Source organism: Kocuria sp. HSID16901, from assembly GCF_003989425.1.
GTDB lineage: Bacteria > Actinomycetota > Actinomycetes > Actinomycetales > Micrococcaceae > Rothia > Rothia massiliensis.
This window is the reverse complement of sequence record NZ_RBLM01000009.1, coordinates 23288-37072: the sequence shown is the minus strand read 5'-3', so window position 1 is coordinate 37072 and position 13785 is coordinate 23288. Positions and strand designations below refer to the sequence as shown.

12 protein-coding genes are annotated in these 13785 nt (G+C 62.6%); 9 read left to right on the top strand and 3 right to left on the bottom strand.

Translation table 11 applies throughout. The annotated features are described in order from the left end of the window. Position 1: 1 nt before the first annotated feature. Both D8M21_RS10210 and D8M21_RS10205 read left to right on the top strand, forming a co-directional pair. Positions 2-2362: a heavy metal translocating P-type ATPase gene (locus D8M21_RS10210; RefSeq protein ID WP_126855848.1), complete on the top strand. Its 2361-nt coding sequence runs from the start codon at positions 2-4 to the stop codon at positions 2360-2362. Between the two features lie 43 nt (positions 2363-2405). Beyond that, a complete protein-coding gene (locus D8M21_RS10205) occupies positions 2406-3785 on the top strand; it encodes an amino acid permease (RefSeq protein ID WP_048683184.1) in 1380 nt (459 codons plus the stop codon). On the opposite strand, the gene D8M21_RS10200 is transcribed toward D8M21_RS10205, so the two are convergent. From D8M21_RS10200 to pdxR, 3 genes are all read right to left on the bottom strand, one after another. Beyond that, positions 3782-4204, bottom strand: a complete 423-nt coding sequence (locus D8M21_RS10200) for a hypothetical protein (RefSeq protein ID WP_048683187.1) — start codon at positions 4202-4204, stop codon at positions 3782-3784. The genes D8M21_RS10205 and D8M21_RS10200 overlap by 4 nt on opposite strands. Before the next feature lie 82 nt (positions 4205-4286). After that, positions 4287-4886 (bottom strand): DUF308 domain-containing protein, encoded by a 600-nt coding sequence (locus D8M21_RS10195; protein ID WP_048683191.1) that lies wholly within the window; start codon positions 4884-4886, stop codon positions 4287-4289. Between the two features lie 128 nt (positions 4887-5014). Next, on the bottom strand, positions 5015-6490 hold the full coding sequence (pdxR, locus tag D8M21_RS10190) for a MocR-like pyridoxine biosynthesis transcription factor PdxR (RefSeq protein WP_048683193.1): 1476 nt from the start codon (positions 6488-6490) through the stop codon (positions 5015-5017). A 119-nt stretch (positions 6491-6609) separates the two neighbouring features. On the opposite strand from pdxR, the gene D8M21_RS10185 reads away from it, so the two are divergent. The 7 genes from D8M21_RS10185 (at position 6610) to D8M21_RS10155 (ending at position 13780) form a co-directional block, all read left to right on the top strand. Then, a complete protein-coding gene (locus D8M21_RS10185) occupies positions 6610-7380 on the top strand; it encodes a GntR family transcriptional regulator (protein ID WP_082156889.1) in 771 nt (256 codons plus the stop codon). After that, positions 7377-7820 (top strand): PTS sugar transporter subunit IIA, encoded by a 444-nt coding sequence (locus tag D8M21_RS10180; RefSeq protein ID WP_048683198.1) that lies wholly within the window; start codon positions 7377-7379, stop codon positions 7818-7820. Before D8M21_RS10185 ends, D8M21_RS10180 begins: the two co-directional genes overlap by 4 nt. Before the next feature lie 28 nt (positions 7821-7848). After that, positions 7849-8142: a PTS sugar transporter subunit IIB gene (locus D8M21_RS10175; protein WP_048683201.1), complete on the top strand. Its 294-nt coding sequence runs from the start codon at positions 7849-7851 to the stop codon at positions 8140-8142. A gap of 17 nt (positions 8143-8159) precedes the next feature. Next, positions 8160-9554, top strand: a complete 1395-nt coding sequence (locus tag D8M21_RS10170) for a PTS ascorbate transporter subunit IIC (RefSeq protein ID WP_048683203.1) — start codon at positions 8160-8162, stop codon at positions 9552-9554. Between the two features lie 163 nt (positions 9555-9717). After that, on the top strand, positions 9718-10644 hold the full coding sequence (gene pdxS, locus D8M21_RS10165) for a pyridoxal 5'-phosphate synthase lyase subunit PdxS (protein ID WP_425432059.1): 927 nt from the start codon (positions 9718-9720) through the stop codon (positions 10642-10644). 5 nt (positions 10645-10649) lie between these two features. Beyond that, on the top strand, positions 10650-11231 hold the full coding sequence (gene pdxT, locus D8M21_RS10160) for a pyridoxal 5'-phosphate synthase glutaminase subunit PdxT (RefSeq protein ID WP_048683206.1): 582 nt from the start codon (positions 10650-10652) through the stop codon (positions 11229-11231). Positions 11232-11356: 125 nt separating this feature from the next. Then, positions 11357-13780 (top strand): FdhF/YdeP family oxidoreductase, encoded by a 2424-nt coding sequence (locus tag D8M21_RS10155; protein WP_238651338.1) that lies wholly within the window; start codon positions 11357-11359, stop codon positions 13778-13780. Positions 13781-13785: the final 5 nt, after the last annotated feature.

Sequence of the window (13785 nt, the reverse complement as noted above, 5' to 3'; positions counted from 1 at the left end):
CATGTCACCCCAAAACTCCTCCTCCACAGAACCGTTCGACCGCACAGGAACCCGCGTCCTTGATCTCTCGATCGAGGGCATGACCTGCGCTTCGTGTGTGGGACGCGTGGAACGCAAACTCGGAAAGCTCGACGGCGTCGAGGCCAGCGTCAACCTTCCGCTCGAGTCTGCCCGTGTGACCGTCCCGGAGGATCTTCCCGACGAGGAGGTCCTGGAGGCCGTCCGCAAGGCCGGGTACATCCCGTCCTTGCGGCGCCCCGGTGGGCATGGTTCGCAGTCCACCTCTGACAACGACGACGCGCCACGGGATGAGGACACCCCCAGCAGCTCCGGCCATCATGAGAATCACCAAGGTCACGCCATGGCCATGCCCCCGGAGAAGGTGCTCAAGCGTCGCATCTGGGTAGCGCTGATCTTCACCGTCCCCCTGTTTGCGATCTCCATGATCCCGGGACTCCAATTCCCGCACTGGGGGTGGGTCGCAGCGCTCCTCGCCCTGCCGGTCTCCACCTGGGCGGCCTGGCCCTTCCACGTCACCGCGGCACGTTCGGCCCGCCACGGCGCCTCCACGATGGACACCCTGGTTTCCCTCGGCGTCGCCATCACGTACATCTATTCGCTGGTTCGCCTCGTGGCGGACCCCATGATGACGGCGCACGCGCACTTCGGCGAGGCGATGAGCATGTCCTCCCACCAGGTGTACTTTGAGTCGTCCGCGGTGGTCACGCTGTTCTTGCTGCTGGGTCGGTTTCTCGAAACGAGGGCGCAGTCCAGATCGAGCGAGGCACTGCACAAGCTCCTCGATATGGGGGCGCGCGACGTCGAGGTCCTGCGGGATCAGAACGATTCCAGCGGAACCCGCCTCCCGATTGACCGGCTGAGCACCGGCGACCTCTTCGTAGTCCGCCCGGGCGAGAAGGTCGCCACGGACGGCACGGTGGTCCTCGGCGATTCGGCGGTGGACGAATCCATGCTGACCGGGGAGTCCGTACCCGTGGAGGTTTCGCCGGGGAGCGACGTCACCGGCGCGACCCTCAATACCGGCGGCCGCCTGGTGGTTCGGGCCTCTCGCGTCGGTTCCGAGACGACGCTCGCTCAGATGGGTCGTCTGGTCGCCGACGCGCAATCTTCGAAGGCCCCCGTCGCCCGTTTGGCAGACCGCATTTCGGCCGTCTTTGTGCCTGTGGTGCTCGCACTGTCCGTCGTGACCTTCGTTCTGTGGTGGAGCATCGGCGGCGAGTTGACCCCGGCCTTCATCGCCGCCGTCTCCCTCTTGGTCATCGCGTGCCCTTGCGCCCTAGGTCTCGCGACGCCGACGGCGTTACTGACGGGCACCGGTCGCGGCGCGCAAATGGGCATCCTCATTAAGTCTGCGCAGGTTCTCGAGGACACCCGGCGCACGGACACCATCCTGATGGACAAGACCGGCACCGTGACCCGCGGGGAACTCTCGTTAGGTTCGGTCCATGTCACCGAGGGTGCGTCGTTCGACCGCGACGATCTCCTCACGTTGGCCGGCGCCGTCGAGAATGCCTCGGAGCATCCCATTGCCCGCGCGATTGCCACTTCCGCACGGCAGCTCACCGACAGCTTGCCGGCCGTGGAAGGCTTCGAAAGTTCGGCAGGGGGCGGCGTCCACGGCTTCGTCCCACTTCACGGCTCATTGCACGACGTCGCCGTCGGCAAACCCTCGTGGCTGCGCTCGATGGACGTCGAAGTCACGGAGGTCGTCGAACACGAGCTCACTCGCCGTCAGGAAGAGGGGTCGATCGCCGTCATCATCGCCGTGAATGGCCTGGCGGCCGGTGTGTTGTCACTGCGGGACGAGCCCAAACCCGATTCCGCCCGCACCATTGCCGAATTGACGTCGCTGGGGCTTCGCCCGATCCTCCTCACCGGCGACGCCGACCTGGTGGCCCACACTGTGGCACGTGAAGTCGGCATCTCTCCCGACGACGTCATTTCCGGGGTCTCACCCGAGATGAAGGTCGAGCAGGTGGCACGTTTGCAGGAGGAAGGCCATGTGGTCGCCATGGTGGGCGACGGCGTCAACGACGCCGCCGCTCTGGCCCGCGCCGACCTCGGCATCGCGATGGGTGCCGGCACCGACGTCGCTCTCGAGGCTGCGGACATCACCCTCATGCGCAACGAGATGGGTGCGATCGTTCAGTCGATCCAGCTCTCGCAGGCCACGTTGAAGGTCATCAAGTCCAGCCTCTTCTGGGCCTTCGGATACAACGTCGTGGCGATTCCGGTCGCTGCCCTCGGCTTGTTGAATCCGATGATCGCCGGTGCCGCCATGGCATTCTCTTCGGTGTTCGTGGTGCTCAATTCGCTGCGACTTCGCAGGTTCGGGAGATAGCCCTGGTCGGGAGGGCATCGCCGGCTGAGTAAGATCTCTCCTTATGGACCACGACCCCCAACCGCAATTGCGGAATACCCTGACCAACCGCCACGTCACGATGATCGCACTGGGAGGCGTGATCGGCGCTGGCCTCTTCGTCAGTTCGGGGGCGGTCCTGAACACGGTCGGACCAGCGGCGTTGCTCAGCTACATCCTCTCCGGAGTACTCGTGACGTTGATCATGCGAGCCGTCGGAGAGATGGCGGTGCTCCTTCCGGAAGCTCGCAGCATCGAGAACTACCCGCGCATCGGTTTGGGCCGGTGGGCGGGTTTTTCTGTGGGCTGGATGTACTGGTACTTCTGGGTGATCGTCGCCGCCGTGGAGGCCGTGGCAGGCGCGGGAATCGTGGGAGCGTTCCTTCCCGACGTGCCCAACTGGGCGCTCTGCCTGGGGTTGATCGTGGTCATGACCTTGCTCAACGTCATCTCGGTTCGCATCTACGCCGAAACGGAATTCTGGCTCGCCTCGATCAAGATCGTCGCGATCGTGTTCTTCCTGGTCGTGGGCGTCGTGTTCCTATTGGACCTCTTCGGCCATTCACCGGGCCTCAGCCACCTGACGCATCACGGAGGGTTCTTCCCCGCTGGCGGCGGAGCTGTGGTTGTGGGGTCCGTGACCGTGCTGTTTTCCTTCGCCGGTGCGGAGATCGCAACCATCGCGGCGGCCGAATCGCGGGACCCAGCCAAGTACGCTGCCCGAGCGACCCGACAGGTCACCTACAGAATCCTCTTTTTCTATGTGCTATCCATCGCGGTCATCATTTGCCTCGTCCCCTGGAACACACCCATGTCGGGAGCGCAGGTCAGGAGTCCTTTCGCGCTGGCTCTGAGCGCCGTCGGAATCCCGTATGCCGACGTCGTGATGGAGGTCGTGGTGCTGACGGCCGTCCTGAGCTCCCTGAATTCGTGCCTGTACCTGACCTCGCGCGTGCTCTTTTCGCTCTCCCGACACGGCGATGCCCCGACGTTTCTCACGAAGGTTAACCGGCGTAAGGTTCCGGCCCGAGCCATCGTCGCGGCAACGATCGTCAGCTACCTATCGGTGATCGCTAACTATTTCTTTCCCGAGCAGGTGTTCCTGTTTCTCATCAATTCCTCGGGCGCCGTCTGCCTGATCTATTACTTTTTGCTCGTATTAGCGCAGGTCACCGTGCGACGGCGGTTTTCGAAGCGAGGAATTGAACCCAAATTTCGCATGTGGGGGCATCCCTGGCTGAGCTATCTCACGATGGCGTGGATCGTCGGGGTCCTCGTCTTCATGGCGATCAACCCGGACACACGCTGGGAACTCTTACTTTCGGGGTTGAGCTTTGCGGTGGTTCTTGCGGCGTACCAGATCGTGCGTCGTCGTACGACGGGACGCCCAGCCCCTGAGGCCTAGTTGTGCTCTTCGGGGTGGGCGCGCTTGCCGTATTGCGGGCCTGACTCTTCCGAGCCGCTGGAGCTCGAGGATTCCTCACCGCGCTCCTTGGCCTCCCGTTCCCGGGCTTCCCGCTCACGGGCGTCCTTTCGGGCCTTGGCCGCGGCGTAGAGATCGGCGGAACGTCGGTTGACGCCCGTCCCCTGACCCAACTCCTCATCGTTGGGCTTTTCCACGATGATCAGTGTCGCGCACACCACGAGGGTCACGACGAATACGCATCCGGCCACCGAAAGGGCCAAACGGAATTCGGGCTGGTTATTGGTACCACCGGTGGCGAAAATCGTGACGGCCACGAATGCGACGACGGCCAGGACCGCCGCGATGATGAGGGGTCCCTTGATATCGGCCTTGATTCCGCGCTTGGGGCGCTGTGCCACGTGTGTTCCTCCTGCTTCGTCGCGATGCTCCTCCAGTCTACGGTGCCGATCAAGCGGCCCGGACGTGCAACGGGGGTTTCGGCTAGGTGTCGAGCTTCGCCGAATCCGCGCTGGCGGCGTCGTGCCGGAAGGTCAAGGCCGCCAAAACCATGAAGATTCCCACGATGATCGCGCCACCTCCGGTGATCCCGAATGCGGCCTTGGGACCGAGATCACCGATCATGAACAGGACGATGCCCGTTAGGAATGTCACCACACCGGCGATTTTCCAGTCCCTCGCCATAGCAGAGGCGCCGGCGGCCCGGAATCCTTGAAGCAACTCTGTGACCCCACCGATCGAGAAGATCAGTCCGACCACGAGGACCAGGATCGGCAACGATCCCGAGAAGGCCGTGGTCGCGACCCCGCCCACCAAGTACAGGATCGCGTAGGACTGAATCACCCGGCTGTGTGTATTCCCATGTCCCCAGGCTCGTTCCGTAAGGCTGCGCTGCATGTAGATCAGCGCGACGCCCTGAAGGATCATGAACAGTCCGATCCCCCAGCGCACGACCGTCAGCGTGGGCTCCTGCCAAAAGACCGTCGTCAGTCCGAAGGCCAGGTAGATCACGGCGCGAAGAAGCACCGGGCCAAATAGGGCACGGAGTTCTTGAACGGACGGGGTGGGCGCGGGAGCGGACATTCGGCGGGGAGCCTTTCGACGGACCGGGAACACGACGCCGTAAGCGAATTAGGTCAGGTTCTCACGCATAGACGGCGGGATTTCAGCTTATCCGTCCACGCCGGACACGGAAAACGACGCCGCCCACATCAGTGATGTGACCGGAGGACTCCCCGCAGAAGGATCAGGGCCCGGTGTAGTCGGGCTTCACTCAGGCCGCCGAAGCCCACGACGAGCCCGGGACGTTTACCCCCGTGGTTCCAATATCCACTCAGCCCCGAAACCGCCACGCCCTGTCGCCGCGCCGCATCGACGAGGGCTTGCTCGTCCGCATCGGCGGGCAATTCCAAGACCGCATGGAGGCCGCCGTCCATCGGCCGGACGGTGGTCTCAGGGGGAAGCTCCCCGGGAGCAAGAACGTGGGCCAATAGGTCACGACGTCGTCGATATTCGCGCCGCATCCGAGCCGTGTGACGCCGCAAACCATCGGCGGCTAAATACTGTGTCATCGCGTCCTGCACGATTCCCGAAACGGGCGCTCCGGCGTCGTGCTTCAGGCTCAGCAAGTCGTCACGAATTTGCGGCGTCATCAGCACAAACCCCAAGCCCAACCCGGGCGTCAGAATCTTGGCGAAGGAGCCTAGCGTCACCACGCACCCACCACCTGCTGCATCCTTGGTATCCAGGGCGGCCAGAGCCGGCAGAGGGTCACCTACATAGCGAAGTTCGGAATCGTAGTCGTCCTCGACGAGGATCGCCTCGTGCTCGCGTGCCCACCGAATCAATTCCAAGCGACGAGCCACCGGCATGGACGCTCCTAGCGGGTATTGATGCGATGGCGTGACCAGGACGATGTCCGGCCTGGCGCTGCCATCGGATGCCGAGACGGACCCCGTCGGCAGGTAGGTGGGATTGAGGCCCTGCCCATCCAAGGGAATCGGAACCACTCGATGCCCGAGCGCTTCGGGAACGCGGTGCAGGGACGGATAGCCCGGATCCTCGACGGCGACCGTCAACCGGCGCCCTAAATTCCTGGAGAACGCGGTCAGCAACAACCGTAGGCCGTCGCGCGCGCCAGCGGTGACCAGCACGTCTTCGGGGGCCGCCGTCACGGAACGCATGGTCCGTAAATATTCGGTGAGCCGCCAGCGCAATTCCGCCGAACCGTGGGCGCCGTATCCGAGACTCGGCGAAGCGGCGGCCGAACGCCACGCGGCCCGCCACGTCGTCGTCGTCAATGCTGAGGTGTCGGGGGTCCCGGGCCGGATGTCGAATTCGATCTCAGGGAGGTCCCCAGACTTGCCGTCTCGCGGGACCACCGAAGTACCGGGGATCCGTGGGGGCTCGCTCGTCGTCGGGCTCGGAAGGTCGGGGGTGATGTAGGTGCTCCCGTGATCGGCCACGAGATATCCTTCGCCGGCCAGCTGATCATAGGCAGTGCTGACGGACCCTCGGGAAATGCCTAGTCGGTGAGCGAGAGATCGGGTCGAGGGCACCGGATCCCCCGGTCGCAACCCGCCGGAAGTCACCAGCGCGCGCATTTGCTCCACGATCTGAGTGGGAAGAGGACCAGAACCGCGGCGGATGCGAAGCGGTAGATCGGGCGTAGCGCGAGACCGAGGCATGGAGCCATTCTAGGAGGACAGCGAACGGCTCCCTCGATTTTCTTCAAAAACTCTACCTGTACTTCAGTATTGAAGATTATGATGATTTGTACTGAAGGCATCAATGGAGAGGCTTCGGCATGACAAGGGACAGCACGGCTCGTTCGGCGCGAGCTACGAAATATCAGTATGTGCAAGCCGCCATCACGTCCGACTTCGGTCGAGAGGCCGCCGGAACGCCGTTGCCTCCCGAGTCCGCACTCTGCGAGCGCTACGGCGTGAGTCGAATTACTGTCCGACGGGCCATTCACGAGCTCGTCCAGCAAGGCATCCTCACGCGCCAGCAAGGCCGAGGAACGTTTGTTTGCGCCCGCGACGGCGACACCAGTCATCCGAATGAACTCGTCGATTCCCGCGGCTTATTCACTCAAATGCGTGACCAAGGGTTCCATGTGTCCTCCAGCGTGTTGTTCCAGGACGTCGTCGTCGCCTCGGCTCGAATTTCCCAAACTCTTCATGTGCCCGCCGGATCCGAGGTCGTGCGTTTGGACAGGCTTCGAAGTATTGAAGGCCGGGTGGACCACCTCACGCGGTGCTGGCTGGATGCTCGGAAATACCGCGGCCTCTTAACGTATGACCTCGCCGATCAGTCTTTACAAGCCGTGCTGTCCCACGACTTCGCGTTCACTCCACGCATTGGGCAAGCGACCACTCGCATCGTGGAAGTTTCAGGCAACGATGCTGACCATTTGGGACTGGTGCCTACCACCATCCGGCTCAGTACGTTCATGAGGATCTACGGCGACGCCGCCCACCCGGAAGTCTGTACCGAGACCATCTACGCGGACGCGCAGGCCTCCCCCACCTTCACCTATATCAGTCACTCTTCTGCTGGAAAGGACCAGCCATGATCCACGACATTCTCACCCCGGATCGCATTTCCGTCGCCGAATCCCTCACGTGGGAGGAAGCCATCCGGCACGCGGCTGCACCCCTGGTGGCCGATGGGTCCGTCCTCGAGACCTACGTAGACCGGGTCGTCCAGTCCGTTCAGGAACCGGACGGCACCTATATGGATCTCGGGTTTGGTGTCACCCTCGCCCACGCCAGGCCGGAGGCGGGCGCCCTCACCACCAGCCTCTCGATCCTGACGCTGAGACAACCCACATTGTTGGCCGATGCCCCGGACCACCCGTTGAGCACGGTTCTTTTTCTGGCGGCAGCCGACGCCACATCGCATCAAGACGCACTCCGCGAACTGGCCGCGGTCCTGATGGATCCCCAGAAACGCGACGTCCTGACCGGCGCCTCCCAAGCCGAGGACATCATCGCCCTCTTTGAAGCCCCCTAATTCAAACCATCCAACGAAAGGTCATCTCATGAAATTCATGGCACTGTGTAGCTCCGGCTTGGGGAGTTCCTTCATGGTCGAACTAAACATCCAGAATGCGCTCAAGACGATCGGCGCCCAAGGCGTCGAGGTCTCCCACGCCGACTTGGGGTCCGCCTCGCCCGAGGACGCGGACGTCTTCTTCGTCGGCCGCGATCTCGAGAATTCCGTGTCCGGTTTCGACGACGTCGTCATTCTCGATTCGATCATCGACCAAGACGAATTGAATGAGAAGGTTCGCCAGACCTGCGAACGGCTCAACATTTCCATGAGCAACGAATGACGGCGGGGGTATAGGTCATGGCAAGCGCACTTCAGGTTCTCGTACAAGTCTTTTCCCAACCCGCGATCCTCGTCGCACTGATAGCCCTCCTGGGTCTTGTGCTCCAGAAGAAGTCCGGCACCGATCTGATGAAAGGCACGATCAAGACGTTCGTCGGCTTCCTCGTGCTGTCGGCCGGCGCGGCAGTCATCGTCGATTCCTTGGACCCCTTTGGTCGGATGTTCTCCGAGGTCTTCGGCGTCCAAGGGGTCGTGCCAAATAACGAAGCCATCGTGGGCCCGGTCCTGCAGGAATATGGCACGGCCGCCGCATTGATCTTCTTCTTTGGAATGATCGTCAACGTCGTGTTCGCGCGAATCACTCGGTTCAAGTACATCTATCTCTCGGGCCACGTCGCGCTCTATCAGTCGGCGATGATCGCGGTAATCCTCATCGTGGCTGGGTTCAGCACCTGGGAAGCCATTCTCTGGGGCTCGATTGCCGAAGCGGTGATCACCACGGTTTCGCCCGCAATCGTCCAACCCTTTATGCGGCGGGTCACCGGTAACGACACCGTTGCTCTTGGCCACACGGGTGGTTTCGGCATTGCGTTGTCCGGACTCGTCGCATCGATTACCGGTGGAAATCCGGAACATTCCACGGAAAAACTCAAGGTTCCCAAGTCCCTCGGTTTTGTCCGCGATTCCACCGTGGTCGTTGCACTCTCGATGGGGCTAATCTTCGTGATCGTCGCGTTGTTTGCTGGTCCCTCATACGTGCAGGATGAGATTTCCGACGGTCAGAACTACATTCTCTGGGCGATCATCTCTGCCGGAAAATTTGCCGCGGGTGTTTTCATCATCCTGGCGGGCGTGCGAGTGATCTTGGCGGAAATCGTGCCGGCCTTCAAAGGCATTTCGGAGCGCATGGTCCCGAATGCCAAGCCCGCTCTCGACGTGCCCATCACCTTCACCTTCGCTCCGAATGCGGTGATGGTGGGCTTCTTGTCCTCCCTCGTAGCGGGCCTGCTGGGCATGGGCCTCATGGGCGCTTCGGGCACGGCGGTCATCATTCCCGGCATCGTCGCGCACTTCATGACGGGCGGCGCATCCGGTGTCATCGGCAACGCCGTCGGCGGTCGCCGAGGGGCGGTTCTCGGCTCCTTTGCGAACGGCGTCTTGATTACCCTGGTTCCGCTGTTGCTCCTGCCCCTCCTGGGCGATATCGGAACAGCCAATGCGACGTTCGGCGATTCTGACTACGGCATCATCGGTCTCTACCTGGGTTGGCTCGGACTCGGAGGCGGCAAGGCCCTCATCATCGCGGGCATTGCACTCTCCGTCGTGGCGCTCTTCCTCACCAGCTACGCGTTGGACCGAAAGGCCCGGCGAACCGCCACGGATCAGGAGGCCCACACTTCCGCCGGGGCATAGCGCTGAGAGGTCGGAATTCCCGTGGTGTGTTGGTCGATGGCCCCTTGGTCGACCGACCACCACGGGAAGGCCCACGCGGGACGACGACGCTCGCGCCACCGGCAACTGGACCAATTTTTTCTTATAAATCTGGCCCTTTCTTTGGTCCATCGGGGAATGAAAGATGGATCGCATGACCGAAACGCAGACTTCTCAGACTTCCCGTACCGGATCGCCGCTGGTTAAGCGCGGTTTGGCAGACATGCTCAAGGGAGGCGTCATCATGGACGTCGTCACCCCCGAGCAGGCTCGCATCGCCGAAGATGCCGGCGCCGTGGCCGTCATGGCCCTCGAACGCGTACCCGCAGACATCCGTGCCCAGGGCGGCGTCGCCCGTATGTCCGACCCGGATTTGATCGAGCAGATCATCGATACGGTCTCGATTCCTGTGATGGCGAAGGCTCGCATCGGCCATTTCGTGGAAGCCCAGGTTCTGGAAGCGCTGAAGGTTGACTACATTGACGAGTCCGAGGTCCTTTCCCCGGCCGACTACGTCAACCACATCGACAAGCAGAATTTCACCGTGCCGTTTGTGTGCGGAGCCACCAACCTCGGAGAGGCCCTGCGTCGCATCGCCGAGGGCGCGGCCATGATCCGCTCCAAGGGCGAGGCCGGCACCGGCGACGTTTCCGAAGCCACCAAGCACATTCGCACCATCAAGGCACAAATCGCGGAACTCCAAGCGGCCTACGCGTCGTCGCCGGATTCCCTGTTCGTCAAGGCCAAAGAGCTGGCGGCTCCATACGACATCGTTCTGGAAGTCGCACGCACCGGCTCCTTGCCCGTGGTCCTCTTCACCGCGGGCGGCGTGGCCACCCCCGCCGATGCCGCGATGATGATGCAGCTCGGCGCCGACGGCGTCTTCGTGGGCTCCGGGATCTTCAAGTCCGGCAACCCTGCCGAACGTGCGGCCGCGATCGTTAAGGCCACGGCGTACTACGACGACGCCCAAGCCGTCGCAGACGCCTCCCGGGGACTCGGCGAGGCGATGGTGGGCATCAACGTTGGCGACCTGCCCGCGCCGCACCGGTTGGCCGAGCGCGGCTGGTAACGACGATGCGTCGTCCCACAGTAGGGGTCCTGGCTCTCCAGGGAGGGGTGGCCGAGCATGCGGATATGCTCGGCCACCTCGGCGCGTCCGTCACGCTGGTGCGGCGCCCCGAACAACTCACGGAGGTGGATGCGTTGGTTCTCCCCGGGGGAGAGTCTTCGACCATCGACCGCCTGACCAGAATTTTTGGCCTGCGAGACCCCTTAATCGAGGCGATTCGCAACGGCTTGCCAACCCTCGGCACATGCGCCGGCCTCATCATGGTCTCCACGACCATTGACGACCCAGCCCCAGGCCAGCAGTCCTTGGGCGTGCTCGACGTCGGGGTCTCCCGCAATGCCTTTGGCTCGGAGGTCGAATCCGCCGAAGTCACCGTGAAATGGAAGGGATCCGCCGCCGACTCCGTGCGGGCCGCCTTCATTCGGGCCCCGATCGTGACACGCGTGGGGCCGGGAGTAGAAACCCTCGCCGAACACGAGGGCGAAATCGTTGCCGTGCGCCAAGGAAAAATCGTGGGGATTTCCTTCCACCCCGAGCTCACGGGAGACACCACCGTGCACCAAGAGCTCATCGACTCCATCGGCTAACGGCGGAGGCGCTTCCCTTCGCCCCTGGTGCGTGGCCCCCTGCCGCTGTGTACCCTGAAGTTAGCAAGCAAAACGATGTATCTGCATCGAATGTGCTTGCCACACACCGGGGCGAGGAGAATAACGTGGCACTTCAGACGGACGAAACAGCGAGCGAACGAGGCCAACACGACGGACCTTTGAGCCGGGAAAACGCCGGGCGAGACAGCGGTAAGGTCGTCACCACCATCAATCGCAACGGCGAACAGGGCCAGTTCGGCTACGGGCCTCGCACCAAGAGGCCCTACTCCCAGGAGGACTACGAGCACCCGGCCGCCGCATGGGGTGCGGCACGCTCCGTGGCAAACGTTCTCATGACGCAACGTGAGCCGGTCCTCGGCACGCGCGCGATGTTCACCATGAATCAGGAAAATGGTGGATTCGACTGCCCGGGTTGTGCCTGGCCCGACGATCAGCACGGACTCAAGCTGGATCTCTGCGAAAACGGCGTCAAGCACACCACCTGGGAAATGACGCGCAAGCGCACCACCGCGGAATTCTTCGCCCAGCACACCGTCACCGAGTTGGAAGGGTGGACGGACTACGCGCTGGAGAACGTCGGCCGCCTGACTCAGCCGATGGTCTACGACGCCGAGACCGACCACTACGTCCCCATCGAATGGGACGACGCCTTCGCTCTGGTGGGCGAAACGCTCCGTGGCCTCGACTCCCCGGATGAGGCCTCCTTTTACACGTCAGGGCGCCTCAGCAACGAAGCGACGTTCCTCTATCAGTTATGGGCCCGTGAATTCGGCACGAACAACCTGCCGGACTGCTCCAACATGTGCCATGAGGCCTCCGGCCGAGCCCTGCAAGCATCCCTCGGAACCGGCAAAGGGACCTCGGACCTCGAGGACTGGGACAAAGCTGACCTCATCTTCATCATGGGCAATAACGCCGCGTCCAATGCGCCGCGCATGCTCACGGCCCTGGCCGACGCCGAGCGTCGGGGCGCGAAGGTCGTCCACATTAATCCCCTCGTCGAAGCCGCATCCAACGGAACCATCGTGCCCCACGAAATCGGGCAGATGGCGATGAATAAGGTCACCGACACCACTTCGATGAACGTTCAGGTTCGTCCGGGCGGAGACCTCGCGTTGATGCGCGGAATCGCCAAGGCCCTGTTCGAGCGCCTCCCGAATGATGCTCAAGCCATCGATCGGGAGTTCATCGACAAGCACACGCACGGCTTCGAGGAATACCAGCGCATCGTCAATGAAACGTCCTGGGACGAGCTGCAGCGCCAAACGGGACTGTTGAAGGCTCAGATCCTCCAGGTTGCGGAACTGTACCGTAACGCCGAGAAGACGGTCATCTCGTGGTGCCTGGGCGTGACGCAGCATGAACACGGCGTCGACGCCGTCCGCGAGATCGTCAACCTCTTGCTCATGCGCGGCAATATTGGCCGCGAGGGAACGGGCCCCTCACCGGTTCGCGGCCACAGCAACGTGCAAGGTAACCGCACCTGCGGTATCGATCACCGACCCACCGCCGAATTCCTCGATAAGCTCGACGACGTCTGCGGCATCACGTCTCCGCGCGAACACGGCCTGGATACCGTCACCACCATCGAAGGGATGGTCGAGGGCAAGGTCAAGGTGTTCGTCAGCATGGGCGGAAATTTTGTCTTGGCGGCACCGGATACCGAGCTGACCGCGCAGGGCCTGCGCAACACTGATTTGACCGTCCAGGTCAGCACCAAGCTCAACCGTAGCCACATCGTCCACGGCAAGAACGCCCTCATCCTCCCCTGCCTGGGTCGCACCGAGAAGGACATTCAAAAGTCCGGGGAACAGTGTGTCTCGGTCGAGGACGCGATGTCGATGGTTCACCATTCCTTCGGCATGAAACGCCCGGCTTCGCCGTACCTCATGTCGGAGCCGGCCATCCTGTCCGGAATGGCCCGTGCCACGCTCCCCAATTCCGCAACCCCGTGGGAAGAGTACGCGCAAAATTACGACACCATCCGAGACACCATGCAGGAGGTGCTCCCCGGTTTCGAGGACTTCAACCGCCGGGTCCGCCTGCCGCACGGATTCCGCATTCACCAGCCGGCTCGAGAGCTAGATTTCTCCAAGACGTCCACCGGCTACGCGAACTTCTCTCACGCTGAGATGCCCGACGTCGTACCGGATGGCGAATCGCTGATTCTGCAAACCATGCGCTCTCACGATCAGTGGAACACCACGATCTACTCGAATAACGACCGTTACCGAGGCATCAAGAACCTGCGCACGTTGATCTTCATGAACCCCGACGACATGCGCTCGCGGGGTATCCAACAAGGCGACCTTGTGGATATCACCGCGACCTCCAAAACGGGAGTGCACCGGCGGCTCGAAAAGTACCATGCGCTGGCCTACAACCTGCCGCAGGGTAGCGCCGCGGGATACATGCCCGAGATGAATGTGCTGATCGGCATCGAAGACTACAGCACGCAGAGCGAGCAGCCCTTGATGAAGAACATCCGCGTCACCGTGGAGCCGAGCGAGGCCCAGGCGACCGCCTAACATAC